Consider the following 26,077-nt stretch of genomic DNA (forward strand, 5'->3'; position numbering starts at 1 on the left):
TATCGTCACTGGCTCAGCAACCGCGTCGGTTTGATGGGCGGTGGCGGAGGGCGATTGCCCATGGCGTCAGCCGAACCGTCCCACCCGCCGGGGGCATAGTAGCCACGGCGATCGTAGGGTCTCACGGCTGCGCCGGCGATTACTCCGCCGATGACCCCGGCGGCAACACCGGCCGCGACTGCGCTGGCCGCCTCGTTCGAAGCGCGGCGGTTCTCGACATAGTTCGCCGAGTGGCACTGCTGATAGGCGCGGGTGCCGAGGCGAAAGCCCTGAGATTCGCAGGTCACTTCGGCGTCGGCCAACGACTCTTGCGTGGTTTGACACCCGGTCAGCGCGCCAGCGCAAAGCGCGAGCACTAGCCATTTGAATATTGTCGGAACGTACACGACCAGCTCCTTCTGTGCCGAGCAACATATCTCTGCGGCTCCGCATGCGTCTTCGCAAGCAAGAGCGGGGGCGCTTCGCCAGAACCCCGCCTAGGGTTCCTTGCGCATGATCCTGCCCCGCTCGCGGTGCCATCCCCGCGCCTGCCCCCAGAACTGGCCTCGCCTTCGGCCATCATCGCCTCACACCTCCGGGTGGACTGAGCGTCGGTGGCCGGTTGCTGACCGAGACAATGATTTCGATCGTATCTTGAGCCGATCTGGCATTGCGGCGTCCTATCTTCAGATAATCTTTCGGAAGAGAATATCTATTCCGCTTTTCCAGCCCGCTTTAAAGCTTTCCGATCGAATTCAATTTGATGCCCCGCGAGATTAATTTTTGCGTGAGACGCTTGACCGAGCAAGGCCGAAGCGAGTTGATCGACGGGGTTCAGCCCGGCGGCCGGAGTTTCTTCGCGCCCGGCGAATAGATTGCGACCAATCGCTTCAAGCATCTTGTCGGGCATCGCGTCCTCACCGGCTTTCTTCCATTCGAATGCCGTTTCTACAACCCAGCTTGCGCGATCTATATCCAGTTCTAACTCCTTCAGGCGGAACTCGACATCAGCGTGCCGCTCAAACCAGCGGTTCATCCAGTTGATGTACCAAGTCGCTATGACGACGCCGACGAACGTTAGGCCAAGCGGCTTAGCCAAGAAGAGAGCATAGGGCCAGCCGTCATTAGGGGGTGTCTGGGAAGCGAAGAGGACGACACCGGCAATCACCACGACCAACACGACTGCAACCGCCCAATGGATAGGCGTCCTGAGGCCCTTGGTTCCGGCTGTGAGGCCAAAGGCGGTCTTGTATTCGGCCAGCTGAACCTTCAGTTCTCTGCGGATATCGCGTCGAACGTGGGTGTTCTGACGGTCATCGAGTTCCTTCGCCCGCTCATCCAATTCCTGCCGCTGCACTGCGACCGATTGCCTTTCGCCGTCGAGGTCCGCGACGGTCGTTGCCCGTAGCGCGTCGGTTTCTTCAATCAACTTCTGACGGCGCTGGTCAAACTCTTCCTGAAGCTTTGCTTGCTGGGCGCCATGCCTTTCAGCCATATCCGTGAGCGTCTGTTCGAGGCGCTCGACCATAGCAACGTGCGACGCAACTGCTGCTTCAGCGGGGCCGAGATCATCAGTCCCACCCATCGGCATCGGCAGACGCTTGTTGATCAACTCGATAATCGTCGCGACCGCGATCGGGTCGTTTGCCTCCTGTGAGGCAGGGCTCACCTCGATGGTGTCCCAGCTTGGAGAGTGAATATGTTGAAGGCCATGGCCGTGCGGATTGGGGACGAAAATTCCGCGAGTGTAGGTTACGGCAACTATTGGACCGTGGCTCGACACGATCCTTAACGTATGCAACTTCTTTTTGGTGAGCTGCTCGAAAAGTGACTGATTGTCCGTCCGTGTGTAGCCACGGGGTGCGCCGCGCAGATGGATCGAACACGGATTGAAGCCGTGCTCCTGCATGAGTTCATCGAACAAGCTGATGATTGTGCGGTCATTCGCTGACGGCACACGAAACGCATTTTGGACGTTAGATACCATGGTGGCCCCCTCGCCTCAAAAGTTTCTCTGTGCACATCAAGCCAATCTTCATATGTAGGGGAAAGCTCAGTGCACCGCGCTACGCAAAGATTGCTGTGGATGCCCACCGCTTGGCGCAGTCCGGTAATGACGAGGCGTCGGCGCAACGAAGCTGGGGTCAAATCTCACTTGCGTGACAACTCAAAATGCTGCTCCTGGATGCGGGTTTATGAACCGTCAGCAAGATCCGGGGCCGGCACCGCCTGAGGTGGTCGCGCTCATCGGATACGCAGCGAGACCTACGGCAACGGAACGTAAGATCGCCCATGTCTCAGCAGAAATCGTTTCACGTATTTTTGAGAGGTTCTGTCCAGCGAAGAACGGCAGATGTTGAAACGGAATGCCCCGGTGGTGGCATTCGGCTTCAAACGCGCGAGCTGATCGCTCCAAGCTTGCGGTAAAGCCGGATAGAAGGACGGCCTTCACCCGATTGATGAACACCTCGTGGCTGAAAACGCGCCTTATGTGAGCTTCAAGGTACGCCGTTGGTATAGCGAGGCGTTGTGAAACCTTATTGCGCACCGCGTTATCGATGCCGTGTGGCAGAGCGTCTGCGAAGATGAGGGGAGATACTCCTCGCGCAGCGACAAGAGCCTTAAAGCCCTTGGTATCGATCGAAGGGGCTGTGGCGGTTCCCATCACGCCATACGCGCCATCCCAGAACGGCGATCCCGCTCGTCGGTTGCCCACGACCCTCTTGTAGAAGTCATAGGGACCCCAAGCGTCACTCACTGGGCTTGTACCGTTTGGCTCTCGCCCGACAACAAGGACCAGAGGAAGATCGCTGAGGTGAGTGATGCCATAGCTTATTAGGCATGGATGCGTGCCTTCGGCAGGATTTTGCATGCTTCCCCACTCCCGAAGGAACCTATCGCATAAGAGGCAATTGACGGTCAAAAACCGCTCATTTTACTGACTTTCGAGGGCGTTACACCGCTCCCTTCCGGGACGCCATTTTCCCCAGCTTCGGCCATGTCCAGTCTGTCCTGGCGAGTATGACCCTTGACGACTCAGGCCTTGCTGCGGCATCCCCCGCCGCTCGGATGCGGAGGCGGTTATGCGGGTGTGGATCGTTGCGGGCATGATGGCTTTGGCCGGGGCGGCAAGCGCTCAGGACGGGGCACGCGTCGTCACCCTCGCGACGATCAAGGGCCACAGGGCCGAATGGGCCGGAGCGTTCATCCGGGTCGAGAACGTCACGATCGTGCGGTTCTCGACGTCCAAGGGTGGCGTGGCGAGCGACGCCTCGGGCAGCGTTCGCTTCGATGACATCGGCATGCCGCCGCGGACGATCAGCCATCTCGAACGGTATTGCAGCGGTGCCCATACGGGCCAGGATCGTGGCGAATGCCGCGGCGCGCTGGAGTTCACGATCAACCCGCGCGACGGCGATCACGGCAGTTTCACCATCAGCGACGCCGATTTCATCCCGCAGGGTTGAACGGTCACATCGCGGCCTTGTGCGTTAGAGCCGTTTCCGATCCGGTAGGATCGTTCAATAGCTCTAGCCGCCGATCTTGAACGAATAGGTCGCGCCCAGGCCGAAGGTCACCTGGTCGCGCTGCCCCAGCACGCGCACGATCGGAGAGGTGTCGGCGGAATCGAGAAGCCGCTCATATTTGACGAAGGTGGTCGTCGTCCAGGCCTGGGACCATTCGTAGTCGAGCGCCGCGCCGACGCCGGCTGATTTGAGGCCACCTTGGGGGCGGTAGGCCGTCAGCCAGCCATTCACTGCCGCTTCTCCTGCGCTGACGCCGAAATTCTTGCGCATGAAGGCCTTGTCGCCGAGCGAAAGCCGCGGCCCGCCCGAAAGCGTAAAGGCGCCGAACTTCTCGACCCAATCGGCCGAGAGATCGGCGACGATGCCGTGATGGCCGTGGAAGCCCTGGCGGATTTCGATGCGCGTGCGCAGGCGGTCCTGGATCGGCCAGAACTCGGCGAAGGCGCCGGCCTCGACCGTCCAGGGCAGGTCCCTCAGGCCGGTGAGCTTGACGTCGGTGCCGCTGTAGCGGCCGGAGCGAAAGCTGGCGACAGGGCCGAAGCTGAAGGTCTTGGTCTCGTAAAGCGCGTAGTCGAGCCCATCCTCGGGACTGCTGAAGCCGGCGTCCTCGCCGACGCGGCGCCAGCTGATCGAGGGCATGCCGGACAAGCCGGCCTTGCTCGCCCCATCATATTTCGGGCCGAGCTGGGCGGTGCCGCCAAGCGAGATGATCCAGCCGGAGGCGGGCTCGGGATTGAGGACCGGGGCCACGGGATCGGCTGCTTGCGCGCCATTCATCGCGGCGCAGAGGCCAGCCAGCAGGGCCATCGGCAATGTTGAACGAGCCAAGCGGAAAACTCCCGTAACACTTCGCCAAGGACATGACACATCGGCGCCCTCAGGCCAACGCCTTCTCCTGCATGGGCCTCATTCCTTTGGGCCTCATTTTCCTTGGGGCCTCATTCGGCGACGCGGCGATTGACCTTGATGTCGAGCTTCTTGATGCGATGCCACAAGCTGCGCTCGGCAATCCCCAGCAGTTGCGCCGCCAGGACCTGCTTGCCGTCGGTGCGGCGCAAGGCCTCGATGATGAAGCGCCGTTCGATGTGCTCGAGCTCGGCGTCGAGATCATGGGGCGGATCGTCGGGCTCACGCTGGCGCGCCGGCGCGTCGAACAGGTCGCGCGGCAGATCGGGTGCATCGATCGTCGGCGATTTCGCGACGATGACGGCGCGCTCGACACAGTTCTGCAGCTCGCGGATGTTGCCGGGCCAGGAGTAGGCGCTCATCGCCGAGAGCGCGCCGGGCGTGAAGCCGATGACGCGCTTGCCGACGCTCTCGGCCAGCAGGCGCAGGAAATGGCCGGCCAGGATCGCGATGTCCTCACGCCGCTCGCGCAGGGCCGGCAGCTGGATCGGGAAGACGTTGAGGCGATAATAGAGATCCTCGCGAAACTGGTTTGTCGCCACCGCCTGGCGCAGATCCTTATGGGTCGCGGCGATGATGCGGACATCGACGGTCTGGCTATGATTGCCGCCGACGGGCTCGAAGCTGCGCTCCTGGATGACGCGCAGCAGCTTGGCCTGGATCGCGATCGGCATATCGCCGATTTCGTCGAGAAACAGCGTGCCGCCATCGGCGGCGGCGAAACGCCCGACCCGGTTGGCGAGCGCGCCGGTGAAGGCGCCCTTGACGTGGCCGAACAGCTCGCTTTCCAGCAAAGCCTCGGGGATCGCCGCGCAATTGACCGCGACGAAAGGGCGCTTGCGCCTGGGGCTGTTGAAGTGGATGGCACGCGCCACGACCTCCTTGCCGGTCCCGCTCTCGCCATTGAGCATCACCGTGGCGCGCGTCTCGCACACCTCGGTGACCTGCTCGATCACCCTGCGAAAGGGCGGGCTGTTGCCGATCAGGTTCTCGAAGCTGTAGCGGCCCTCGAGCTCGGTGCGCAGGCGCTCATTGTCGCGCACGACCTCGCTCAGGCGCAGCGCCCGGCCGATCGTTGCCGCGACGTCGTCGATTTCGAAGGGCTTTGCGATGTAGTCGAAAGCGCCTTCCTTGACGAGTTCGACAGCGTCGCGGACGGCGGCGAACGCCGTGATCATCACCACCGGGATGTCGGGCCAGCGCCGACGCACCTCGCGCATCAGGGTCCGGCCGTCCATGCCCGGCAGGCGCAGATCGGTGAGAACGAGATCGATCCGCTCCCGGTCGAGGATCGCGAGTGCGTCCGTGGCGCTTTCGGCCGCGATGGCGCGGTAGCCGAAATCCTCCAGCGCGGCGGTCAGCACGTCGGCGAGGCGGGTCTCGTCATCGACGACCAGGATCGTATGCGTCATGAGGGCACCCTCGCATCGGCCTTCCTCGCATCGGCCTTGGGCGGGCCGCCGGGCAGGGCATCGGGCGGGGCGACGGGCAAGGCGATGGTGAAGGAGGCTCCTTGCCCTTCCTTGCTCGTACAATGCGCCGTGCCGCCATGGGCGGCGGCGACGGACTGCACCTTGGCGAGGCCCAGGCCCGTGCCCTTGGCCTTGGTGGTGAAGAACGGGTTGAAGATCTGGCCGATGATGGCGGGGGGAATGCCTGGCCCGCTGTCGGAAATCGTCAGCGAGGCTTGCGTGTCCTCGACGGTGAGGCTTGCGGTGATCGTACCGCCCGAGGACATCGCATCCATGGCGTTGAGCATGAGGTTGAGACAGGCCTGGTGGAGCTGATCGGGATCGCCCGAGATCAGCACGCCGTGGCTCTCATCCTGGATAGCGAGGGCGATATGGCGCTTCGCCAGCTCCGGCGCGGCGAAGGATGCGACCCGGTCGATCACGGAGCGCAGCAGGAACACCGATTTGCTCGGTTCCTTAGGCTGGGCGAAATCGAGGAAATCGCGCACCAGCGTCTCGATGCGGCGGACCTCGTCGATGATGTAGCCGAGCATGCGATCCTCGGAGGGGCCGAGCTTGGCGCGGTTGCGCACCACCTCGGTCGAGGTCTTGATGATGCCGAGCGGATTTCGCACCTCATGCGCGATCACCATCGCCGCCTGTCCCAGCGCCGAGAAGCGGTCGCGCCGGCGCAGTTCGGCCTCCAGGGCCTGAACCTTGCCGAGCTGTTCGGCCATGATGTTGAACCCGGTCGCCAGTTCGGCGATCTCGCGGCCACCCTGGGCTGGCACGCGTTGCTTGTAGTCGCCGGCGGTGATCGATCTGACGCCGCGCGTCAGCGCTCGCAGCGGCTTGACCAGGATGCCCGACATCGCGACTCCGACGATGATGGAGAGCGCGGAGCCGAACAGGAAGATGCCGACGAAAAGCCGCCAGCGGCCGATCTGCTCGAAGAAGCCGGCCCGGCTGGTCAGCCCGATGAAGGCGACGGCGACGAGCTTGCCGTCGATGCCGCGAAAGCCGGTATAGATCGCGCGATAGGCGCCTTCATCGGCCTCCTTGTCGAAGATCGTCCTGGCGCCGGCTTCAAGCTTGTCACGGATCGCCTGGGGAATCGGCCGGGCTGCGGCGGCGGCAGGATGGGTCAGCAGGATCGGCTCGAAGCCATTGCCGGTGTCGGCGAAGAGCCTGACATCGAGCGATGTCACGACCTTGATGCCGCCGAGATACTGGTCGTCGAGCCAGGTGCCGACAATCACATGCGCCGTCTTGCCGAGCAGCTTCACGGTCTGGACGGCACCGGCCATGATGTAGTGCTTGCCGTCGGCTTCGATCTTGAAGATGCCCTGCACGGTCCGCCTCGGCAACGTGTCCGCGGCCACGATGTTGCGCGAGGTGTAGAGCATCTCGTGCTCGTCGGTGTAGATCGCGATCAGATCGTAGCCAACCGAGCCCAGGACGGCGAGGTCGTTTTCGATGATCGTGGGATGCCGCAACTCGTCTTCGGTCACGGTTTCGAGGCGTTGCGCGATCACGCTCGCGACACGCTGTGCTTCAAGCGTCGCCTCGCGCACCTCCAGCTTGAAGTAGCGGGAGGTTTCACCCAGCCATTGCTCGACATTGCTTTCGAACGCGTTCGAAATCAGCCGCGCGGCGACATAGGCCGAAGCCAGCATCGCCGGCACGCTGACCAGCAGAAAGCCGATCACGAGCCGCAGTCTCAATGTCGTCATGCGGGCGGGTATCATGAGACGATCATCCCGCGCGCGATCGCGCCGCATTCGAGCGTTTCCGTCCGAATGCGAAAAACGTGATCGATTCTGAAAGCTTAGAGCATTGCTCGTGCGAAAAAGCGGCACCCATTTCGCTCGAAAACGCTCTGGCTGCGCTGGCTGCGCGCTGGAAAAGCGGCAGGGTGCGCAGCGTCATGGACGCCTCGTCCAGATGTCGTCATCGCAAATGAGCCCGCCCATCACGCATCCCTTGATCGAGAGCGTCGTCTTCGACTTCAGCTCCAGCGTGGTCTTGTAGCTGCGACCGTCCTCGGGATTATAGCCGTCGCCGCTGAATGTGGCAGCAGCGGGGTCGGGCTTGAAGCCGCTGAGCACGCGCAGGCCGAGAAGCGAGCGCTCCCGGTTTGCGGGGTTTGGGTTGGCGGAGTCGATGCGCGGCTGCTTGAGCCAGACGATCGTCCCGCACAGGGCCGCGCCGCAGCGGGCGATCTCGATCTCGGATTCACCATCGGAATCGCGCCAGCGGCCGATGATGTCGGTCAGCGCGTCCGCCATGGCGATCGGCGCGAAGAGCAGGGTGGCGACGATGCTCAAGGCGAGGGAGGGGGCTCTACGCATGGTCCTCATCTGTTTCTCCCGATCCCAGTAGAAGGACTCCCGCGATGATCGTGGCGATTCCGCCTGCCTGCACGAGGTTGATGCGCTCGCCGAGCACCGCCCAGGCGAGCAGCGGCACAGTGACATAGGCAAGGCCGGTCATCGGGAAGGCCCGGCTCAGCGGCGTGGTTCGCAGGATGATCATCCAGACGACGAAGGTGCCGCCATAGCCGAGCGTCGCCAGCCAGACGCCCGGCAGGGTCAAGGCCCGGGAGATCATCGCCAGCCCGAAATCGAGATCGGCGAGCCCATCGGCCCCCCATTTGAAGGCGATCTGCGTGCCCGTGTCGAGCGCAATGAACAGGGTCCAGATCACGATCGTGCGCCAGGGCAGACCGGTCGACGGCATTTCGGTCGTGCTCATGATGACACCTGCGCGTGCTGCGAGAGGCGATGGGCTTTCAGATCAGGGTCGAGCCTGTCGAAGGCGATATAGGGGCTGATCGATCGCAGGGCCCAGTTGAGCACGCCTTGCCGGTGCCGGAAGAAGATCACCGACGGCACGAGCCGGCTACCGAAGCGCAGTTTCGAGGCATAGGCGGTCTGCCCGCTCTGCAGCCGGCCGATGCCATGAGCGAGGCAGTATCGGACATTCGTCATCCAGCTCAGGGCGTAGAGGTTGTGCTCGCGCGCCAGCGGGTAGCGCATGCCGAGAAACTTATCGATGACGCGCTCGCGCTCGATCAGCAGCAGGTTGAAGGCAGCAAGCGTCGTCCCGACCCAATAGAGGACGAACAGCGCCCGTTCGCCCAGCGCTGCCGCGATCCCGGAAAAGTAGCCCGGCGGCAGCTTTTCGAGATCGCCATAGTCGAGGCCGCTTTGCGCCCGTGTCGATTCGTAGAGCGCGACGATTTCGGCTTCGATGTCGGCGATCGAGTGGCGCATCTCGATCCTGACATCACCGGCCTTGGCGAGCTTGCGGCGGATATCCTTGCGCGTCGCGGCCGAGAGCGTGGCGAGATAATCGGCCTCGCTTTGGAAAGGCAGATCGAGCACCGCGACCGGCAAGCTGCCGAGGCGGATGAAGCCCTCACCCTTCAGGATGCTCTGGAAGGCCTCGGCATCGTCCGGCGCGAGATCCTTCCAGGCGATGATGTGGACGCCCTCATCGCGGCCATGGGCGTCGATCACCTCCCGCAAGGTAAGCCGGGCCTGCTGCCGGGCCTGTGCGTCGAGCTCGGGCGACAGACCGATATGGCAGCGCTCCGCATAGGGCGATCCGATGCACAGGACGCGCAGCGAAACGAGTTTCCGTGCGTGCCGGAACAGATAATCGCCGAGCGCGCGCAGCGGCCCCTGCAGTGGCGTGTCCAGCCGGTAGTCGATCAGGAAGAACGGCGCGACGGCGATCGTCTCGCCATCGCGCTCGATAGAGGCCGCGGAGGTGACGAGTTCCGCGCCGCTCGCCAGCGCGGCGGTTTCGCAGGCGGTGTAATAGGCATGGTTTTCCGCCTCGCCTGGGAAGCAGGCATCCCAGGCGTCCGCACTGATCTCGGCGACGCGGCTGGCGATATGCGTGCGCAGCGTCGTCATTCGGCCGCGACGGCGCAGGCGCCTGCGCTTTCCCTGGCAGCGAAGGCAGCGGTGAGACGCTGCGCGAGGCCCAGGCTCCGCTCGATGACGACGTCGTTCTGTCGGTCGATCGTGACGAGGTGGTAGCAGTCGTCGAGCACCACCGTGTCGACGATCCCGCCGAGACGGCGCTGGATATGGACTGCGTTGGACAGGCTTGCGACGTCATCCTCGCGCGCATGCACGATGAGAGCCGGCTGCTTGATCGTGCCCATGCTGCGGCGGGTTTCCTTGATCAGCCCCCACATCTGCTTGACCGCACCCGAGGGCGTGCCGAGCAGGCCGGCGACGGCGCTGTCACCGCGCCCCATCGCATGCACGATCATCGCACGAATGCGCGGATCCTTGATGCCGTAGGGCTCGCGCTCGACGAAGCGGAAGCGACGGCCCATCGGCGTGTCGATCAGCAGCTTGAGCAGGAAGCTGTACCAGGGAATCGACCAGCCATCATACCAGAGCGTCGGCGCATAGAGCGCCAGGCCGTCGATATCATCCGGGCGCTTGGCGGCGAGGTACATCGCCATCACCGCACCCATCGACAGGCCGCCGATGATGATCGTGTCGCATTGCGTCTTCATGCGGTCGAGCGCGGTCTCGACGCTGGCGATCCAGTCCTGCCAGTTCGTCGCGAGCAGATCGGCCTCGCTGCCGCAATGGCCGGCGAGCTGCGGGCAATGCACGGTATGGCCGCCGCTCCGGTGCAGGGCCCGGGCGACGAGGCGCAGTTCCACGGGCGTTCCGCCCAGGCCGTGGATGAGCAGGAAACCGGTGCGGTTGCCGGTGAAGCGGAGGCTGTGATCGGCGAGGGGCACGGTCGTTCCGTCAGGCTGTGCGGGCGACGACGACGACGCCCAGAGTGATCAGGATAGCGCCGAGCCATTGCAGACGGCTGACGGATTCCTTGAGGAAAACATGGCTGGCGAGCGTCACGCCGAGGAAATTCAGGCTGGCGATCGGGAAGGCGATAGAGAGCGGGACCTCCGCGAGGATGCGCAGCCAGACGAAGATCTCGATGATGTAAATCAGGACGCCGCCCGCGACCCAGGCCGAGCAGAGCAGCGCCATCGCCATTTCGCGGCCCTGGACGTCGGGCAGGGTGTCGGCGCCGCGCTTGAGGCAAAGCTGCCCGGCGACGTCGCAGATCACGGAGAAGGCGAACCAGAGGATCAGCGACAGCGTCATGACAGCACCCGCTCGAAACAATCCAGCAGGGTGGCGTTGACCTGCGCATTGATCGCCAGATCATCCACTGACGGCGAGAAGCGCGGCGGATGGTCGAAATAAGCCAGCGCCGCCCGCAGCGGATCGGAAAAGACCGCGGCCGAGTAGTCGCCGCAGACATCGATCCCGAGCACCTCGCACTGCGCGGCCAGCCGCTCTACCGCTAGGAGCAGCCGGGCGAGCGGCATGTCGCCCTGGTCCCAGTTGGTCACGGCGTCGCTGCGGCCCAGCACATCCTTGTCGATGGTGATCCAGATGGCCTTCGTCGGCAGCCCGTCGATCATCTCGTCGAGAAAGCCGTCCCAACGCTCATCGGCGAGATTGCGCCAATGCAGGTGGCCGCGATCCTGGCGATGGGACGGCCCGTCGCGGTAGCGGCCCCAGATGCGGGAAGGCGCGTGGCGCCAAGGATAGAGCGCGATACGTCCCTGCGATAGCGCCGGCAGATTGGCGAACTGCAATTCGGGCCGGACGAGGTCGCCGCTGCAAGGGCCGAGCGTCACCACGCGTTTGACATGGGGCAGTTCCAGCGCCCGGTTGACCCAGGCGCCGCAATTGAAGGTCGGCGGAAAGCGCACCCAGTCGGGGTGGTTGTCGAAATGGATCACGCTGAGATCGCGCCGGACATCGGCCAGCAGGCCTGCCGTCAGATGGTGGAAATCGCCGGAGCCGTAAAAGGTCACGGACGGGTCGTCACCGGGCGCTGCGCTTTCGCGCAGACGCCCGGTGAATTTGTCCATCGCGGCGCGGGTCGCGAGAATCCGCAGCGAGGAGGCAAGATCGGCGGCATCGATGCGGGTGGCGGCTCCCGCATCGATGCGCCGGCGCAGCGGCTCCTGAGCCGCCACGCTGCCGTCGAGATCGATCACGCGCAATTGCAAGGCCGCCTCCAGGAATGTCAGGCGTTTGCGACGCGGGTGAACAGCTGGTCGAGCAGCTTGATCGCCAGATCGATCTCGGCGAGGCTCATGGTGAGGGCGGGAGCCAGCGTAATGACGTTCTTGTGGTAGCCGCCGATGTCGAGAACGAGGCCGTAGCGTTTCCCATCGATCTCCAGATCCGCCTTCATGCCCTCGTCGCACATCAGGTCGACCAGACGCTTTGACGGCGTGTAGCTGTCATGCGGCTCGCAGATCTCGATGCGCAGCGCCATGCCGAGGCCATCGACGTCGCCGACGATCTTGTGGCGGCGCTTGAGGTCTTCGAGGCCCTGGAGAAAATACTTTCCCTTGGCCATGACCATGGTCTCGTAATCGTCCTCGGCCATCATCTTCATGGCCTCGAGCGCGACGGCGGTGCCCAGCGGATTGGCGTTGAAGGTCGAATGCGTCGAGCCCGGCGGGAAGATCGTCGGGTTGATCAGCTTTTCCTTGGCCCAGACGCCCGAGAGCGGGTTCAGTCCGTTGGTGACGGCCTTGCCGAAGACGATCACGTCCGGCGTCACGCCGAAATGCTCGATCGACCACAATTTTCCGGTCCGGTAGAAGCCCATCTGGATCTCATCGACGACCATCAGGATGCCGTGGTCGTCGAGCACCTTCTTCAGCCCGATGAAGAAATTCTTCGGCGGGATGACGTAGCCGCCAGTGCCCTGCAGCGGCTCGACATAGAAGGCCGCGTATTCCGCCTGACCGGTCTTGGGATCCCAGACGCCGTTGTATTCGCTCTCGAAGAGACGGGCGAACTGCTGCACGCAGTGCTCGCCATACTCCTCCTTGCTCATGCCCTTGGGGCCGCGGAAATGGTAGGGGAATGGGATGAAATGCGCGCGCTCGCCGAAATGGCCGAAGCGGCGGCGATAGCGGTAGGATGAGGTGATCGCCGAGGCGCCGAGCGTGCGGCCGTGATAGCCGCCCTCGAAGGCGAACATCAGGCTCTTGCCGTTGCAGGCATTGCGCACGAGTTTGAGCGAATCCTCGACGGCCTGGGCACCGCCGACATTGAAGTGGACGCGGCCCTTCTCGCCGAATTTGGCTTCCGCATCCTGCGCGATCAGCGCGGCGAGCTCGATCTTCTCGCGATGCAGATACTGGCTGGCGACCTGCGGCAGCGTGTCGATCTGGCGCTTCAGCGCATTGTTCAGGCGGGGATTGGCGTAGCCGAAATTGACGGCCGAATACCACATCTGCAGATCGAGGAAGCGGTTGCCCTCATCGTCGAACATGAAGGAGCCTTCGCAGCCCGAGAAGATCTTGGGGAACTGCGTGTAGTGGACTGTGTCGCCATGGGAGCAATACTGCGCCTCGAGCGCGAGCAGGCGAGCCTGCTCTTCCTTGTGCGAGAGGGGCGCCGGGGTTGCCGCTTGAGAGGCAGGCGTATCGAGCAAAGCGTAGCCGTCAGCCATGGATCGTATCCTTCGTCAATTCGCGCGCCTGGCCGCTTGCCGCGGTGGTGCACAGCAGGTCCTCCAGCAGGCCGACGGCCTGGGAGAAGTCGGTGAATGGGTGGTGGGGAAACCCCTGGTCGCGGCAATGGGTGATCAAGCCCTTCTTCGCGAAAACGAGATCGGCCTGGCCTGCGACGCAGTGGTCGGACTTGCCGTCGCCGACGAGCAGGGTCAGCGGCCGGTGCAGGCTATCAGTGACGGCGCATTTGCAGGTGCCGCTGTCACAGCCGCCGGTCGTGGAGGCATAGGGCGAGGTCAACTGCCAGCGGCCTTCGCCGGCATAGTCGAGATGGTTGGCGACGATCGGCAGGAAGCCCAGCCCGACGCGGTTCAGTACCGCCCGGATCGTCCGGTCAAGCCCGTCGGAGACGACGGTAACCGGAATGTCATGGCGCATGCAGAGCCGCACGAAGGCGGGAAAGTCCCAATCAATCGCGATATCGGCGATGAAGCTGTCGAGCATCCCCGGCGAGACCCGCAGCATATCGACCTGCCGCCTCATGCATTCCCGGGAGCCGATCTTGCCGTCGATCCAGTCCTGCTCGATCTCCTGCCAGGCCGGCGCGGCGAAGCGCTCGAGGATCTGATCCGTTGTATCCTGACACGTGATCGTGCCGTCGAAATCGACGATGGCCTGCCATTCCATTGCTGACGCCCGATCCAAATTGTTGACGGCGGCCTATGCGCAAAGGGTGTGCCAATATGCAATTGATTGATTTTATTTATTATTTCTTCTTTTTGCAGATGCGAACGGCTCTCAATCTTGAAGGCTCCATCAAAAAATGGAGCTTACTTCCCGCCGATCGAGCGTTCCGGATGGCCGGGATGAGTGGATGCGATACACGGCGCCGTTTCGCCGATCCAGGTTGTGAAATGCTACCATAGGGTGAAAACACGCGAAATATAGCGTCAATTGTAGCGATAAACGCGTATAGACGGTGCGGCGGCCTGGTCAGCAGGCTCGCCGGGGTTCGTCTGGCACGTTTCGTGCGCCAGGCCGGGTTCACGTGCCAAATTTCGCCTGTGCGAGCATTGCGCCATGGGCCCAAGGGATCGCCGATGCTCCGAATTCTCCAAGCGGTCCTGTCGCAACTTGTCGTCCACGGCACATTGCATGTCGTCCTGCCTGATGGACGCCGGTTCAGCTGCGGCGACGGCTCCGGCGCGCCGGTGCAGATCCGCTTTGCCGACAGGATGGCGTTATGGGCCTTCCTGCTCGATCCCGAGATGAAGCTCGGCGAGCTGTTCATGGATCGGCGGCTCCTGGTCGAGCAGGGCTCGATCCATGGTTTCCTCGCTTTGATCCTGTCAGGTGCGCGCGGACAGCCCGCCAGCCTGCTGGAGCGGGCGCTCGACCATGGCCGCTTCCTGCTGCGGCACCTCACCACGCGCAATACGCGGGATCGCTCGCGCGACAATGTCGCGCATCACTATGATCTCGACGACCGGCTTTACGCGCTCTTCCTCGACGCGGATTGGCAATATTCCTGCGCCTATTTCGAGAACCCGGAGCAGAGCCTCGACGACGCCCAACTGGCGAAGAAGCGGCATATCGCGGCCAAGCTCCTGGTCGAGCCGGAGCATCGCGTCCTCGACATCGGCTGCGGCTGGGGCGGCATGTGCCTGTATCTGACGGAAACCGCGGGCGCCCGCGAGGCTTTGGGCGTGACGCTGTCGCGCGAGCAGCTCGCGGTCGCCCAGGAGCGGGCGCAGCGTTCGGGAGCCGGCGAGCGGGCGCGCTTTGCGCTGCAGGATTACCGCGATGTCGTCGGCGTCTTCGAGCGCATCGTCTCGGTCGGCATGTTCGAGCATATCGGTCCGCGCTTCTACCCGGCCTTCTTCGAGACCTGTCGGCGCCTGCTGAGCGAGGATGGCGTGATGCTGCTCCACACGATCGGCTGCTCGGACGGGCCCAATCATACCAATCCCTGGCTGAACCGCTACATCTTCCCCGGCGGCTATCTGCCGGCTTTGTCCGAAATCCTGCCCGCCGCCGAGAAGGCGGGGCTTATCGTCACCGATGTTGAGGTGCTGCGGCTGCATTATGCGAAGACGCTGCAGGCCTGGCGCGAGCGCTTCATGGCGCGCCGCGAGGAGGCGCTCGCGCTCTATGACGAACGCTTCTGCCTGATGTGGGAGTTCTATCTGGCGATGAGCCAGGCCGCCTTCGAACATCAGGACGTCGTCGTCTTTCAGCTCCAGATCGTGCGCCACCAGGAGGCGGTTCCCTTGACGCGCGACTATATCGACGAGCGCAAGGCGACCCTGCGGGCAGCCGAGGCCGCAGCTGATACGGCGCGAAAGCCGTCGAACCTGGCTCCCGCAGCCTGACTTCACCGCAGGCCCGAAACCGATCTGCCCCTGAAAACTGAAAGTCTGGTGAAAGCTTGGCAGGTTAACGGTCGGTCAGTCGCGCCTCAGGCAATCCTCTCGACGACAAAGAGGAGTTGAGGCGCGCGAGGAAAACGAACCAAGGAGCCTGGCCCATGCGCGCCCGTATTCTCACGACATCTCTCGCTTTTGCAGCCCTGTTGGCCGGGGCCAGCGCCGTGCTCGCGGCCGACAAGGTCACCATCATGGTGGGCGGCTATGAGAAGCAGATCTATCTGCCCGCCAAGCTCGCCGAGAGCCTCGGCTACTTCAAGGATGAAGGGCTCGAGGTCGAATTGCTGAACGAGGCCGCCGGCGTCGATGCGGAAAACGAGATGCTCGCCGGTGCCGTCCAGGGCGTTGTCGGCTTCTACGACCATTGCGTCGACCTGCAGGCCAAGGGCAAGTTCGTGATGTCGGTCGTCCAGTTCAGCCAGGCCCCGGGCGAGGTCGAGCTGATTTCGAGCAAATATCCCGACGTGAAGTCGATGGCCGATCTCAAGGGCAAGAATCTCGGCGTCACCGGGCTCGGCTCCTCCACCAACTTCCTGAGCCAGTATCTGATGCTGAAATCCGGGGTGAAGCCCGGCGACTACACCACGCTTCCCGTCGGCGCCGGCACCACCTTCATCGCCGCCATGCAGCAGGACAAGATCCAGGCCGGCATGACGACCGAGCCGACGATCTCGCGCCTGCTGGCGACGGGGGAAGCTCGCGTGCTGGTCGATATGCGCACCGTCGAGAAGACCACGGAAGCGCTTGGCGGCACCTATCCGGCGGCCTCGCTCTACATGCAGACGGCCTGGATCGAGAAGAACAAGCCCCTCGTCCAGAAGCTGGCGAATGCCTTCGTCAAGACGCTGAAATACATCGACACGCACAGCGCCGCCGACATCGCCGACAAGATGCCGAAGGATTATTACGCCGGCAACAAAGAATCCTATGTCAAGGCGCTCGCCGACGGGAAGGCGATGTTCACCAGGGATGGCGTGATGCCCCAAGGCGGACCCGAGACGGTGCTCGCCGTGCTCGCGGGCTTCTCGAAGAACATCAAGGGCAAGCAGATCGACCTGTCCAAGACCTACACGACCGAGTTCGTGAAGAACGTCAAATAGCGCCTCTCCCACTCCTGGAGCGGCTCTGCGCCGCCCCAACTCTCCTGTCTCGAAACCGAAGAACGCCGCGAAGCCGGCGAAGGAGGATGCATGTCCGCGACGGACCCGAATGAGAGCCCGGCGATCGAGTTGATCAATGTCAGCCGGCGCTTCATCACCCCCGACGGCAAGTCGATGACGGCGATCCGCGATTTCAACATGAGCGTGGCGCGCGGCGAGTTCGTCGCGGTCGTCGGCCCCACCGGCTGCGGCAAGTCGACGACGCTCAACCTCGTCACCGGCCTGGCCAGCCCGTCGAGCGGCGAGGTCCGCCTGTTCGGCGGGCCGGTCAACGGCATCGACCCGCGCATCGGCTTCGCCTTCCAGACCGATGCGCTCTTTCCCTGGCGCAGCGTCATCGACAATGTCGTCGCCGGCCCGCTGTTTCGCGGCAAGCCGCGCGAGGAGGCCTATGCCAAGGCACGCGAATGGCTGGCCCGCGTTCACCTCACCGGCCACGAGACCAAATATCCGCACCAGCTCTCTGGCGGCATGCGCAAGCGCGTCTCGCTGGCGCAGACCTTCATCAACGAGCCGCAGGTCCTGCTGATGGACGAGCCCTTCTCCGCGCTCGACGTGCAGACGCGCGTGGTGATGCACGACGTGCTGCTCGATCTCTGGTCGGAGGCCAAGGCCTCGGTCGTCTTCGTCACGCATGATCTCGAGGAGGCGATCGCGCTCGCCGACAAGGTCTATGTGCTGACCTCGGGGCCGGCCACGGTGAAATCGGTCTATCCCGTCCACCTGCCGCGCCCGCGCATCGTCAGCGAGATCCGCTACCAGGAGGATTTCATCGCCCTGTCCAAGACGATCTGGGACGACCTCCGCGACGAGGTCACGCGTGGCGCCGCCCGCGACGAAGCCCGTGCAGCCTGAGGAGATAAGGACATGACCGACACAGCCATCGCCTCGGGCGCCATCTTCCGCGCCGGCACCTCGGATGCCGAGATCGAAGCCGCCGCCGCCAAGGCCTCCCGCCACCGCAAGCACATGGTGCTGTTCTGGCGCTGGGCCATTCTTGCCGCCATCCTCGGCGGTTGGGAGATCGCTTCCCGCACCGCGATCATCGACGAGTTCTTCTTCTCAAGCCCGAGCGCGATCCATGAGCGCCTGGTCGAATGGATCACGGAGGGCACCTCGGAGGGCCCGCTCTGGTTCCATCTCTGGGTGACGATGGAGGAATCGCTGATCGGCTTTGCGACCGGCTCGATCGCCGGCATCGTGGTCGGCATCGCGCTCGGCCGCAACCGCATGCTCGCCGACATCTTCTCGATCTACATCAAGGTGATCAATTCGATCCCGCGCGTGGTGCTGGCGCCGATCTTCATCATGATCTTCGGCCTCGGCCTCGCCTCCAAGGTCGCGCTCTCCTTCGTGATGGTGTTCTTCGTCGTTTTCGCCAACGCCTTCCAGGGCGTGCGCGAGGCCGACCGGAACCTGATGGCCAATGCGCAGATCCTGGGTGCCAAGGGTTGGCAATTGACGCGCTCGGTGGTGATCCCCTCGGCGATGAGCTGGATCTTCGCCTCGCTCCATGTCAGCTTCGGCTTCGCCATCGTTGGCGCCATCGTCGGCGAGTTCGTCGGGGCGCGCTACGGCATCGGCCTGCTGATCAACATCGCCAAGGGCTCCTTCGACGCGGCCGGCATGTATGCGGCGATCGTCATCATCATGGTCGTGGCGCTCGCCGCCGAATACCTGATGACCTGGGTCGAGAACAGCCTCGCGGCCTGGCGTCCGGCACCGCTGCAGGACCACTAATAGGACAAGACAACCAGTAAAACCGGACAACCAGTCAAATGCGTATTGCCGGCGAGCCTTTCCTCAGTTCGCCGGCAATATGATTTCGGCATGCAGGCCGGGCGGCGGCGAGCGTTGCGACAAGGTGATGCGGCCGCCATGGGCGGTGACGATCTCGCGTACGATCGCAAGCCCCAGCCCGGTTCCGTCCGAGCCCGAGGCCAGGCGATAGAAGCGCTCGAACACCCGTTCGCGTTCGACTTCGGGGATGCCCGGGCCATTATCCTCGATGCTGAGACGGATCTCGCCTGGCTCGCGCGCCAGCCGCACGCTGACGGCTCCGCCCTCGGGCGTGTAGCGCAAGGCGTTCTCGACCAGATTGGCGACCATCTCCCGCAGCAGCGTGACATGACCCTGCAGCTCCAGGCCAGCCTCGTCTCCCTCGAATGAGAGGTCTATGCGCCGGTCGAAGGCGAGCATGGCGCGGCTTTCGAGCGCGGCCCGGGTGATCCCAGCGAAATCGACCGTTTCCTTGCGCATCGCCGCACCGCCGGGCTCCGCCCGCGCCAGCACCAGAAGCTGGTTGACGACGCGTGCCATGGCGTCGAGCCCACCATCGATCGCGGCCAAGGCCTCGGTCTTGGCCGCCGTCTCGGTGTCGCGCAGTCCGACGGTGGCTTGTGTCTTCAGCACGGCGAGCGGGGTGCGCAACTGATGCGAGGCGTCGGCGACGAAGCGCCGTTGCAGCGAGATATAGGTCTGAATCCGCGCGAAAGCATGGTTCAGCGCGTCGATCAGCGGCTTCAATTCGGTCTGAAGGTTCTCGCCGGCCAGAGGCTGAAGTGAGCTGGGGTCGCGGGCGAGGAGTTCACTACGCAAGCGCAGCAGTGGCGCCAGACCCCTGTGCAGGCCAAATAGCGCCAGAAGCGCCGCGATTCCGACGAGAAGCGTCTGGTCGCGCAGCGATCTCAGCCAGAGTTCTGTGACGAGCCGGTCGCGGCCGCGCAGGCTGGTGCCGACCACGACGAGCGCATTCCCACCCGCCGACTTCGAGACGACGGGCTGGGAGATCGCCACCGCCCGAATGTCCTCGATGCGGAACCGCGCCTCGAAATGGACCGGCTGGAGATCGGTCGGCGGGCGCGGCGGTACTGCCACGTCAGGGAAGCCGGCGATCAATTCTCCCGATGGCGCCATCACACGATAGATCACATGGTCCCGGTCGGGCGAGGCGAACATCTCCAGCGCGGAAGGCGGGATCAGCGCCTCGACGCTGCCCTCATTGTCCTTCACCTGCTCGGCGATGACGCGGGCCGAGGCCAGCAAGGTGCGGTCGGTGATCAGATTGGCGGTCGCAACCGCGCTGCGATGGGTCGTCCAGACATTGAACGCGACCACGCCCGCCAGGGGGATGAGAAGCCATCCCAGCAACTCGCCGCGTAAAGTCCTAGGCATCCTGCTTCCTCAGCGCATAGCCGAGGCCGCGCAAGGTGCCGATCGCGACGCCCTGGCCCTCCAGTTTCTTGCGGACGCGGTGGACATAGATCTCGATCGCGTTCGAGCTGGCATCGTCGTCGAGGCCGAACACGGTTTCGCTCAGGGCTGCTTTCGATACGACGCGGCCGGAGGCCAGGATGAGCGTTTCCAGCACCGCATGCTCGCGCTGCGTCAGGGACAGGGCTTCGCCGGCCAGCAGGAACTGGCGCGTATTCGTCTCCAGTTCGAGCGCGCCGAAGATGACGCGCAAGGTCTTGTCGTTTTGCCGGCGACGCAATTGCGCGCGAATGCGCGCCTCCAGCTCGTCGGGGTCGAACGGCTTGACGAGATAGTCGTCAGCGCCGGCGTCGAGCCCGGCGATGCGGCTGGTGACGGCGTCGTTGGCGGTCAGGATGATGACGGGCGTCAGGCCGCGGCGGCTCCTGAAACGCTTGAGCACTTCGAGCCCGGTCATTTGCGGCAGGCCCATATCGAGGATGATCACGTCATAATGTTGCGTCGACAGTGCCGCATCGGCGTCCGCGCCGTCATGGACGCAATCGACGACATAGCGGCTCTTGCGCAGCAACCGGCCGAGCCAGTCCGATAGCTCGCGATTATCCTCGACCAGTAAAATGCGCATCTGCCATCGCTGCCCGGGCCGCAGGGCTCCTTATGTTCCAAAAGCCGGGCGAGGGCAAAGCGGGGCCCGGAACGAGCTTACCGCGCGAGCGTGACTGTGGGCGGTCGCAAATTTTCGACTGGGGAGAGATTGATGCGACTGCGTTCTCGGTATCAGGCAGCGCTCTGCGCCCGGTGCTGCTGCGGCAGCAGGAAGGGCAGGCCCGGCGCCGGCGCGCGGCTGAGCGAGAGATCGACCTTGAAGACCTGGCGCAGCAGCGCGTCGTCCAGCGTCGCTGCAGGGGCGCCGCGGGCGACGATGCGGCCCTGGTCCATGATGACGAGCTCGTCGGCATAGGTCACGGCGAGGTTGAGGTCGTGCAGTACGATCAGCACGGCGACGCCGCGGCTGGCGAGGCTGCGGGCCATGTCCAGAAGCGCGAGCTGGTGGCAGAGGTCGAGGCTCGCGATCGGCTCGTCAAGGAAGAGCGCCTGGGATGGCCCGGCGCCGCGCCCGGCCTCGAGCTGGCAGAGCGCGCGGGCGAACTGCACCCGCTGTTGTTCGCCGCCCGAGAGGGTCTGGTAGCTACGCGCGGCGAGGTCGAGCACGCCGGCTGCACTCAGGGCCTGACCGATCAGAGCCTCGCGCTGGCCACGCGGCAGGCGGCGGCCGACGCCGTCGACGCCCAGCCGCGCGACCTCGTAGACGGTGAAGGGAAAGGCGAGCCTGGTCTGCTGCGCCATCACGGCGCGCCGCGAGGCGAGCCGCCAGCCCGGCACCGCACTGAGCGCCTCGCCATCGAAGAATACTTTGCCCGCGCTCGGATGCAATTCGCCGGTCAGGAGCTTCAGCAATGTCGATTTTCCCGCGCCATTGGGGCCGACCAGAATGGTGGTGCGGCCCGGGCGGAGCTCAAGCGAGGCCTGATCGACGAGCTTGCGCCGACCGATCGCGAAGCTCACGCCCTCGCAGGCGACGAGCGCGGGGCCGTGCTCATCAGAGATCGACATGGTTTGCCCGGCGCAGGAGAAGCCAGAGGAAGAACGGTGCACCGACCGCGGCGGTGACGATGCCGATGGGCAGTTCCGCCGGCGCCACGATCAGGCGCGCGGCGATGTCGGCCCCGACCAGCAGGGTCGCGCCGCCAAGCGCCGAAAGCGGCAGCAGCAGGCGGTGGTCCGGCCCGATGGCGAGCCGGATCAGATGCGGCACGACGATGCCGACGAAACCGATGACGCCGGCTGTGGCGACGCTTGCGCCGACGGCGAGCGCAACGAGCAGGATGGCGAGCCCCTTGATGCGCTGCACCGGCAGGCCGAGATGATAGGCCTCCGCCTCGCCCAGCATCAGGGCGTTGAGCCCGCGCGCGAGCAACGGCACGGCGAAGAGCAGGGGCAGCACGATCGGCGCGACGATGACGAGCTTGGCCCAGCTTGCGCCGCCGAGACTGCCGAGCGACCAGAAGGTCAGGTCGCGCAATTGCCGGTCGTCCGAGATGAAGGCGAGCAGGCCGGTGAGTGAGCCCGCGAGCGCGCCGAGCGCGACGCCGGCGAGCAGCATGGTCGCGACCGAGGTGCGGCCCTGGCGTGTCGCGATCAGATAGAGCGCCAATGTCGAGACCAGGCCACCGCAGAAGGCGCCGACGGGCAGGGCGGCGAAGGGCAGTTTGAAGCCGGTGCCGGCAAGCAGGCGGTCGCCCAGGACGATGGTCGTCGCGGCGGCGAGCCCCGCTCCGGCGGAGACGCCGACGAGGCCGGGATCGGCGAGTGGATTGCGGAACAGGCCCTGCATCAGCGCGCCTGAGATGGCGAGCGCCGCGCCGATCAGCATGGCGAGCAGCACGCGGGGCAGGCGGATGTTGAGCACGACCAGCGCGTCGCGCCCGGTGAGCAATTCGTCCTGGCCGGAGAGCTTTGCCATCAGGATCTCGGCAACGCGGGCCGGCGCGATCTGGACCGCGCCCTGGCCGGTCGCGACGATGGCGAGCACGAGGCAGAGCAAGGTCACGCCGACGACCGCAAGCACCGCCTGTCGCCTCCGGCCGGCCGCGAAGGCTGCAAGCGACGACAAGGCGGCGAGCTCGCCGGGGCGGGCGGCAAGCGTCATGGTGCAGCCGCCGTCTTCAGCGGCGGGATCGCGACGTTGGGATAGAGCGCGGCCATGAGGTCGCGGGCGGCCGCCGGTGTGCGCGGGCCGAAGCCGAGCAGATAGAGGCCGTCCATGACGATATGGGCGCGCTGCGCCGCCGCCGGCGTCTGCGAGAAGGCGGGCAAGGCGAACAGTGCCTCGGTTGCCGTGTCGTGGTTGCCGCTATTGCGCATCATCAGGATGGCGTCGGGCGCGGCGGCGATGATCGCCTCGTCGGTCATCGGCTTGTAGCCCTCGACCGCCGCCGCTGCATTGATGCCGCCGGCGAGATCGATGATCGCGTCCGCCGAACTGTTGCGCCCGCCGACCATCGTGCGGCCATTCTGCAATGAGAGCACGAAGAGCACGCGGCGCTTGGCGGGCAAAGCCGTGCGCAGCGTCGCCAGTTCGTCGAAGCGCGCCTTGGTCTGCGCCGCGAGCCGGCGCGCGGGCTCGACCGCGCCGGCGACGGCGCCGATCGCCTCGATCTTGGTGACGACACCGTCGGCGCTCATGTCGTCGGGAATTCGCGCAAGGCGCACGCCGGCCTCATTCAGCAGCGAGATCGCATCCGGCGGGCCGGCGCTGGTGATCGCCATGACGAGCGAGGGCTTGAGCGAGAGCACGCCTTCCGCCGAGAGGGCCCGGACATAGCCGATATTGGGCTTGTCCTTCAGCGCCTCGGCCGGGAACTGGCTGGTCGAGTCGACGCCCACAAGCCTGTCCTGGAGACCCAGCGCATAGAGCACCTCGGTGATCACGCCGCCGGCGGCGACGATGCGCTCGGGCGTCTGCGCGAAGCTGCGCGTGACGAAGGAGGCGGGGCTGGTCAGATCGATGGCGGCGATCAGCGTCAAGGCGAGAGCTGCACCGAGTTCGCGCCGATTGACGCGGCGAGCCGCCGGGGCGAGCAGGGCGTTGCGGCCGACCATGAGATCTTCTCCGTCCTGTGTTGATTGCCTCGCACTAGCATTCGAGACAAGTATTCGTTCTTTTTAATTCGTCTAATTTGGATTATGTTTCGGCATTGTTGACGGAGATATTCGGTTTTACTACAGAGGGTCAAGAGTGGCGCGCCGGGCACGGTGACCGCTGAACGCTTGTCGGCGAGGCGCATCCGGCGTCAGCCAGCCAGTCGTCGTTGTTCTGGATTCGAGACTGGTGCTGTGTCTTTCATGCTGTACTCATGCGCATCGCGGCTTTCCTTCCCGGGCTTCGCGTCGACCATGGTTCGGACGGCTTGATCGGGCATGAGCGAAATCGACTCCTCCGTTCCACGGCCAGGTGAATGCGTCGCGCCGGTCCTGCCGATGCGGGACATCGACGTGACGGCTGCGTTCTACGAGGCGCTCGGCTTCACGCGGCAGCGCCGCTATGATCGCAACTATCTCGTGATCGCCTCGGGTTGGATGGAGCTGCATTTCTTCCAGCATCCCGAATGCGATCCGCTGACGTCCATTGCCGGCGCGTTCATCCGCGTCGACGATGTCGATGCCGTCACAGCAGGCTTTGCCGCGCTTGTCCCTGCCGATCCGCGCGGTACGCCGCGCTTCCTGCCCGCCGTGGTGAAACCCTGGGGCATGAAGCAGGCAATTCTTGTCGATCCGGACGGCAATCTCGTTCAGTTCGGCACGCTGGAGCTGTTTCCGATCCAATCGGATCGTTCAACAGCTCCAGCTCTTTGTGTCAGCGCGTTGTCTTCACGCGAACCGGTCTCCACTTCGCTCGAAAACGCTCCATCAGAACCACCCAAACCAGCTCACCCGCCAGCCAAGTCAGGATAAATCCGATGTTCATCGCCATGAACCGCTTCAAGGTCGTCAAGGGAGAGGAGGCCGCCTTCGAGACGATCTGGTCGTCGCGCAAGACACGCCTCGACGAGATGACGGGCTTCCTCGGCTTCCATCTGCTGAAGGGCCCGGAGAAGGAGGATCACACCCTCTATTCCTCGCATACCAGCTGGGCCTCGAAGGAGGATTTCACGGCCTGGACCAAATCCGAGCAGTTCCGTGAATCCCATCGCAATGCCGGCCTGCCGCGCGAGACGCCGATATATCTCGGTCATCCCGAGTTCGAGGGCTTCGAGACGGTGCTGAGCGAAAGCAATCCGCATCGGCCTCGCCAGGCGGCCGAGTGAGGGGAGGCGGCATGTCGATCTCGCAGGTGATCCCGCTGGCTGGCCAGGAACCGCCGGCAAACGACCCGATGGCGCGTGTCAGGCAGATGCTGGCGGCCAAGCCCGACGGCGTCATCGAGGCGATCGCCCGCGAGGTCGGCGTGCCGACGCTTGCCGTGCTGGAGGAGACGCCACTGGGGCAGCGGACGGCGATCGCGCCCGAGCGCTTCGAGGCGCTCTGGCAGGAGCTCTCGAACTGGGGGAGCGTGCTCTTCATCGTCCACACGCCCGATATCGTGCTGGAATGCGAGGGTGCGCTGCCGGTCGGCTCCTTCGGCCATGGCTATTACAACATCCATGGCGACAGCCCGATCGGCGGCCACATCAAGGCCGAGAATTGCCGCGCGATCTATCTGGTCGACCGGCTTTTCCACGGGCGCCGGTCCTGCTCGGTGCAGTTCTTCAACGGCGCGGGCGAGGCGATGTTCAAGGTCTTTGTCCGGCGCGATGCGAGCCGGGCTCTGATCGCCGAGCAGGTCACATTGTTCGAGGCGCTGAAGACCAGCTTCGGCTGACAGCCGGCGAAGCGGCTGTTTAGCGTTTGGTAGGACATCCATGCCTTCCTCATGAGCTTGGTGTCGCAGCGGCCCCGATCGACCGGGGCCGCCAATGAGGCGTCGCTGCTTGAGCAGATCGATCTTCGCCCTCGCGCTTGCGCTGTTCGCCTGGCCCATGCCGGCTAGCGCCTTTTGGCAGCGCTCGCATATCGGAGCCTGTAACGGGGCGCGTGACGCAGCCGAATGGAATCGGCTGCAATGCTGGATCTTCGCGCCGGTCTATGAGTGGCCCATCCCCGAGGCGCGGGTCGATGCGCGTTACTGGGGATACAGCGCGCCGCGCTGGCGCAAATAGGCCGCCGACTTCCCTCGATCACGTTTCTCGCATTCGGACGATGCCGTCCGAATGCGAGAAACGTGATCGATTCTAAAAGTTTAGAGCATTGCTCACGCGAAAAACCGGTCCCCACTTTTTCGCGCAAT

General features: G+C 64.4%; 30 protein-coding genes. 10 read left to right on the forward strand and 20 right to left on the reverse strand.

Annotated features, from left to right (window positions below; all coding sequences use genetic code 11):
- Positions 1 to 5: 5 nt before the first annotated feature.
- From RMR04_RS02050 to RMR04_RS02060, 3 genes are all read right to left on the reverse strand, one after another.
- The gene (locus tag RMR04_RS02050) at positions 6 to 386 is read right to left on the reverse strand and encodes a hypothetical protein (protein WP_311912697.1); all 381 of its coding nucleotides are present in this window, start codon (positions 384 to 386) and stop codon (positions 6 to 8) included.
- 305 nt (positions 387 to 691) lie between these two features.
- Positions 692 to 1,966: a hypothetical protein gene (locus RMR04_RS02055; RefSeq protein WP_311912698.1), complete on the reverse strand. Its 1,275-nt coding sequence runs from the start codon at positions 1,964 to 1,966 to the stop codon at positions 692 to 694.
- A gap of 216 nt (positions 1,967 to 2,182) precedes the next feature.
- Entirely contained in the window at positions 2,183 to 2,851 is a 669-nt protein-coding gene (locus RMR04_RS02060) for a hypothetical protein (RefSeq protein ID WP_311912699.1), read from the reverse strand.
- A gap of 211 nt (positions 2,852 to 3,062) precedes the next feature.
- Between RMR04_RS02060 and RMR04_RS02065 the strand changes: the two genes are divergently transcribed.
- Positions 3,063 to 3,446, forward strand: coding sequence for a hypothetical protein (locus RMR04_RS02065; protein ID WP_311912700.1), 384 nt, complete (start codon positions 3,063 to 3,065; stop codon positions 3,444 to 3,446).
- Between the two features lie 63 nt (positions 3,447 to 3,509).
- Here RMR04_RS02065 and RMR04_RS02070 read toward each other — a convergent pair whose 3' ends face one another.
- The 12 genes from RMR04_RS02070 to RMR04_RS02125 form a co-directional block, all read right to left on the reverse strand.
- Entirely contained in the window at positions 3,510 to 4,334 is an 825-nt protein-coding gene (locus RMR04_RS02070; protein WP_311912701.1) for a MipA/OmpV family protein, read from the reverse strand.
- Positions 4,335 to 4,444: 110 nt separating this feature from the next.
- A complete protein-coding gene (locus RMR04_RS02075; RefSeq protein ID WP_311912702.1) occupies positions 4,445 to 5,824 on the reverse strand; it encodes a sigma-54-dependent transcriptional regulator in 1,380 nt (459 codons plus the stop codon).
- Positions 5,821 to 7,596: a sensor histidine kinase gene (locus RMR04_RS02080; protein WP_311912703.1), complete on the reverse strand. Its 1,776-nt coding sequence runs from the start codon at positions 7,594 to 7,596 to the stop codon at positions 5,821 to 5,823. The genes RMR04_RS02075 and RMR04_RS02080 overlap by 4 nt, the downstream gene beginning before the upstream one ends.
- A gap of 22 nt (positions 7,597 to 7,618) precedes the next feature.
- Entirely contained in the window at positions 7,619 to 7,792 is a 174-nt protein-coding gene (locus RMR04_RS02085; RefSeq protein WP_311912704.1) for a hypothetical protein, read from the reverse strand.
- The gene (locus RMR04_RS02090; protein ID WP_311912705.1) at positions 7,789 to 8,214 is read right to left on the reverse strand and encodes a DUF2147 domain-containing protein; all 426 of its coding nucleotides are present in this window, start codon (positions 8,212 to 8,214) and stop codon (positions 7,789 to 7,791) included. The genes RMR04_RS02085 and RMR04_RS02090 overlap by 4 nt, the downstream gene beginning before the upstream one ends.
- The gene (locus RMR04_RS02095; RefSeq protein WP_311912706.1) at positions 8,207 to 8,617 is read right to left on the reverse strand and encodes an EamA family transporter; all 411 of its coding nucleotides are present in this window, start codon (positions 8,615 to 8,617) and stop codon (positions 8,207 to 8,209) included. Before RMR04_RS02095 ends, RMR04_RS02090 begins: the two co-directional genes overlap by 8 nt.
- Positions 8,614 to 9,786 carry a GNAT family N-acetyltransferase gene (locus tag RMR04_RS02100; protein WP_311912707.1) on the reverse strand — a complete coding sequence of 391 codons (1,173 nt, stop codon included), beginning with the start codon at positions 9,784 to 9,786 and terminating at the stop codon, positions 8,614 to 8,616. The genes RMR04_RS02095 and RMR04_RS02100 overlap by 4 nt, the downstream gene beginning before the upstream one ends.
- Positions 9,783 to 10,637 carry an alpha/beta hydrolase gene (locus RMR04_RS02105; RefSeq protein ID WP_311912708.1) on the reverse strand — a complete coding sequence of 285 codons (855 nt, stop codon included), beginning with the start codon at positions 10,635 to 10,637 and terminating at the stop codon, positions 9,783 to 9,785. The genes RMR04_RS02100 and RMR04_RS02105 overlap by 4 nt, the downstream gene beginning before the upstream one ends.
- Before the next feature lie 10 nt (positions 10,638 to 10,647).
- A complete protein-coding gene (locus RMR04_RS02110) occupies positions 10,648 to 11,007 on the reverse strand; it encodes an EamA family transporter (protein WP_311912709.1) in 360 nt (119 codons plus the stop codon).
- The gene (locus RMR04_RS02115; protein ID WP_311912710.1) at positions 11,004 to 11,927 is read right to left on the reverse strand and encodes an arginase family protein; all 924 of its coding nucleotides are present in this window, start codon (positions 11,925 to 11,927) and stop codon (positions 11,004 to 11,006) included. The genes RMR04_RS02110 and RMR04_RS02115 overlap by 4 nt, the downstream gene beginning before the upstream one ends.
- Before the next feature lie 17 nt (positions 11,928 to 11,944).
- Positions 11,945 to 13,390 (reverse strand): aspartate aminotransferase family protein, encoded by a 1,446-nt coding sequence (locus RMR04_RS02120; RefSeq protein ID WP_311912711.1) that lies wholly within the window; start codon positions 13,388 to 13,390, stop codon positions 11,945 to 11,947.
- Entirely contained in the window at positions 13,383 to 14,078 is a 696-nt protein-coding gene (locus RMR04_RS02125) for an MtnX-like HAD-IB family phosphatase (RefSeq protein ID WP_311912712.1), read from the reverse strand. Before RMR04_RS02125 ends, RMR04_RS02120 begins: the two co-directional genes overlap by 8 nt.
- Before the next feature lie 56 nt (positions 14,079 to 14,134).
- Between RMR04_RS02125 and RMR04_RS02130 the strand changes: the two genes are divergently transcribed.
- The 5 genes from RMR04_RS02130 (at position 14,135) to RMR04_RS02150 (ending at position 18,717) form a co-directional block, all read left to right on the forward strand.
- Complete coding sequence (locus RMR04_RS02130) at positions 14,135 to 14,317, forward strand: hypothetical protein (RefSeq protein ID WP_311912713.1); 183 nt, start codon at positions 14,135 to 14,137, stop codon at positions 14,315 to 14,317.
- Positions 14,318 to 14,491: 174 nt separating this feature from the next.
- Positions 14,492 to 15,763, forward strand: coding sequence for a class I SAM-dependent methyltransferase (locus RMR04_RS02135; protein WP_311912714.1), 1,272 nt, complete (start codon positions 14,492 to 14,494; stop codon positions 15,761 to 15,763).
- Between the two features lie 155 nt (positions 15,764 to 15,918).
- Positions 15,919 to 16,917, forward strand: a complete 999-nt coding sequence (locus RMR04_RS02140; RefSeq protein WP_311912715.1) for an ABC transporter substrate-binding protein — start codon at positions 15,919 to 15,921, stop codon at positions 16,915 to 16,917.
- Between the two features lie 90 nt (positions 16,918 to 17,007).
- On the forward strand, positions 17,008 to 17,832 hold the full coding sequence (locus tag RMR04_RS02145) for an ABC transporter ATP-binding protein (protein ID WP_311912716.1): 825 nt from the start codon (positions 17,008 to 17,010) through the stop codon (positions 17,830 to 17,832).
- A 12-nt stretch (positions 17,833 to 17,844) separates the two neighbouring features.
- The gene (locus RMR04_RS02150; RefSeq protein ID WP_311912717.1) at positions 17,845 to 18,717 is read left to right on the forward strand and encodes an ABC transporter permease; all 873 of its coding nucleotides are present in this window, start codon (positions 17,845 to 17,847) and stop codon (positions 18,715 to 18,717) included.
- Between the two features lie 63 nt (positions 18,718 to 18,780).
- On the opposite strand, the gene RMR04_RS02155 is transcribed toward RMR04_RS02150, so the two are convergent.
- The 5 genes from RMR04_RS02155 to RMR04_RS02175 form a co-directional block, all read right to left on the reverse strand.
- On the reverse strand, positions 18,781 to 20,151 hold the full coding sequence (locus RMR04_RS02155; RefSeq protein WP_311912718.1) for a sensor histidine kinase N-terminal domain-containing protein: 1,371 nt from the start codon (positions 20,149 to 20,151) through the stop codon (positions 18,781 to 18,783).
- Complete coding sequence (locus tag RMR04_RS02160) at positions 20,144 to 20,815, reverse strand: response regulator (protein ID WP_311912719.1); 672 nt, start codon at positions 20,813 to 20,815, stop codon at positions 20,144 to 20,146. The genes RMR04_RS02155 and RMR04_RS02160 overlap by 8 nt, the downstream gene beginning before the upstream one ends.
- A 152-nt stretch (positions 20,816 to 20,967) precedes the next feature.
- Entirely contained in the window at positions 20,968 to 21,804 is an 837-nt protein-coding gene (locus RMR04_RS02165) for a heme ABC transporter ATP-binding protein (protein WP_311912720.1), read from the reverse strand.
- On the reverse strand, positions 21,791 to 22,900 hold the full coding sequence (locus RMR04_RS02170; RefSeq protein ID WP_311912721.1) for a FecCD family ABC transporter permease: 1,110 nt from the start codon (positions 22,898 to 22,900) through the stop codon (positions 21,791 to 21,793). The genes RMR04_RS02165 and RMR04_RS02170 overlap by 14 nt, the downstream gene beginning before the upstream one ends.
- On the reverse strand, positions 22,897 to 23,853 hold the full coding sequence (locus tag RMR04_RS02175) for a heme/hemin ABC transporter substrate-binding protein (protein WP_311912722.1): 957 nt from the start codon (positions 23,851 to 23,853) through the stop codon (positions 22,897 to 22,899). Before RMR04_RS02175 ends, RMR04_RS02170 begins: the two co-directional genes overlap by 4 nt.
- Before the next feature lie 318 nt (positions 23,854 to 24,171).
- Here RMR04_RS02175 and RMR04_RS02180 point away from each other — a divergent pair, with 318 nt between their 5' ends.
- From RMR04_RS02180 to RMR04_RS02195, 4 genes are all read left to right on the forward strand, one after another.
- The gene (locus RMR04_RS02180; protein ID WP_311912723.1) at positions 24,172 to 24,705 is read left to right on the forward strand and encodes a bleomycin resistance protein; all 534 of its coding nucleotides are present in this window, start codon (positions 24,172 to 24,174) and stop codon (positions 24,703 to 24,705) included.
- Between the two features lie 5 nt (positions 24,706 to 24,710).
- Positions 24,711 to 25,058 (forward strand): heme-degrading protein HmuQ, encoded by a 348-nt coding sequence (locus tag RMR04_RS02185; RefSeq protein WP_311912724.1) that lies wholly within the window; start codon positions 24,711 to 24,713, stop codon positions 25,056 to 25,058.
- Positions 25,059 to 25,069: 11 nt separating this feature from the next.
- Positions 25,070 to 25,612, forward strand: a complete 543-nt coding sequence (gene hutX, locus RMR04_RS02190) for a heme utilization cystosolic carrier protein HutX (RefSeq protein ID WP_410492187.1) — start codon at positions 25,070 to 25,072, stop codon at positions 25,610 to 25,612.
- A gap of 109 nt (positions 25,613 to 25,721) precedes the next feature.
- Entirely contained in the window at positions 25,722 to 25,949 is a 228-nt protein-coding gene (locus tag RMR04_RS02195; RefSeq protein ID WP_311912725.1) for a hypothetical protein, read from the forward strand.
- Positions 25,950 to 26,077 lie beyond the last annotated feature (128 nt).

It is taken from the genome of Bosea sp. 685, from assembly GCF_031884435.1.
Taxonomy (GTDB): Bacteria; Pseudomonadota; Alphaproteobacteria; order Rhizobiales; family Beijerinckiaceae; genus Allobosea.

Coding starts and splice junctions, on each gene's coding strand:
- RMR04_RS02055 (WP_311912698.1), bottom strand. CDS start 1,966: ATGGTATCTAACGTCCAAAATGCGTTTCGTGTGCCGTCAGCGAATGAC.
- RMR04_RS02060 (WP_311912699.1), bottom strand. CDS start 2,851: ATGCAAAATCCTGCCGAAGGCACGCATCCATGCCTAATAAGCTATGGC.
- RMR04_RS02065 (WP_311912700.1), top strand. CDS start 3,063: ATGCGGGTGTGGATCGTTGCGGGCATGATGGCTTTGGCCGGGGCGGCA.
- RMR04_RS02075 (WP_311912702.1), bottom strand. CDS start 5,824: ATGACGCATACGATCCTGGTCGTCGATGACGAGACCCGCCTCGCCGAC.
- RMR04_RS02080 (WP_311912703.1), bottom strand. CDS start 7,596: ATGACGACATTGAGACTGCGGCTCGTGATCGGCTTTCTGCTGGTCAGC.
- RMR04_RS02085 (WP_311912704.1), bottom strand. CDS start 7,792: ATGACGCTGCGCACCCTGCCGCTTTTCCAGCGCGCAGCCAGCGCAGCC.
- RMR04_RS02090 (WP_311912705.1), bottom strand. CDS start 8,214: ATGCGTAGAGCCCCCTCCCTCGCCTTGAGCATCGTCGCCACCCTGCTC.
- RMR04_RS02095 (WP_311912706.1), bottom strand. CDS start 8,617: ATGAGCACGACCGAAATGCCGTCGACCGGTCTGCCCTGGCGCACGATC.
- RMR04_RS02100 (WP_311912707.1), bottom strand. CDS start 9,786: ATGACGACGCTGCGCACGCATATCGCCAGCCGCGTCGCCGAGATCAGT.
- RMR04_RS02110 (WP_311912709.1), bottom strand. CDS start 11,007: ATGACGCTGTCGCTGATCCTCTGGTTCGCCTTCTCCGTGATCTGCGAC.
- RMR04_RS02120 (WP_311912711.1), bottom strand. CDS start 13,390: ATGGCTGACGGCTACGCTTTGCTCGATACGCCTGCCTCTCAAGCGGCA.
- RMR04_RS02125 (WP_311912712.1), bottom strand. CDS start 14,078: ATGGAATGGCAGGCCATCGTCGATTTCGACGGCACGATCACGTGTCAG.
- RMR04_RS02130 (WP_311912713.1), top strand. CDS start 14,135: ATGCAATTGATTGATTTTATTTATTATTTCTTCTTTTTGCAGATGCGA.
- RMR04_RS02135 (WP_311912714.1), top strand. CDS start 14,492: ATGCTCCGAATTCTCCAAGCGGTCCTGTCGCAACTTGTCGTCCACGGC.
- RMR04_RS02140 (WP_311912715.1), top strand. CDS start 15,919: ATGCGCGCCCGTATTCTCACGACATCTCTCGCTTTTGCAGCCCTGTTG.
- RMR04_RS02145 (WP_311912716.1), top strand. CDS start 17,008: ATGTCCGCGACGGACCCGAATGAGAGCCCGGCGATCGAGTTGATCAAT.
- RMR04_RS02150 (WP_311912717.1), top strand. CDS start 17,845: ATGACCGACACAGCCATCGCCTCGGGCGCCATCTTCCGCGCCGGCACC.
- RMR04_RS02155 (WP_311912718.1), bottom strand. CDS start 20,151: ATGCCTAGGACTTTACGCGGCGAGTTGCTGGGATGGCTTCTCATCCCC.
- RMR04_RS02160 (WP_311912719.1), bottom strand. CDS start 20,815: ATGCGCATTTTACTGGTCGAGGATAATCGCGAGCTATCGGACTGGCTC.
- RMR04_RS02165 (WP_311912720.1), bottom strand. CDS start 21,804: ATGTCGATCTCTGATGAGCACGGCCCCGCGCTCGTCGCCTGCGAGGGC.
- RMR04_RS02170 (WP_311912721.1), bottom strand. CDS start 22,900: ATGACGCTTGCCGCCCGCCCCGGCGAGCTCGCCGCCTTGTCGTCGCTT.
- RMR04_RS02175 (WP_311912722.1), bottom strand. CDS start 23,853: ATGGTCGGCCGCAACGCCCTGCTCGCCCCGGCGGCTCGCCGCGTCAAT.
- RMR04_RS02180 (WP_311912723.1), top strand. CDS start 24,172: ATGAGCGAAATCGACTCCTCCGTTCCACGGCCAGGTGAATGCGTCGCG.
- RMR04_RS02185 (WP_311912724.1), top strand. CDS start 24,711: ATGTTCATCGCCATGAACCGCTTCAAGGTCGTCAAGGGAGAGGAGGCC.
- hutX (WP_410492187.1), top strand. CDS start 25,070: ATGTCGATCTCGCAGGTGATCCCGCTGGCTGGCCAGGAACCGCCGGCA.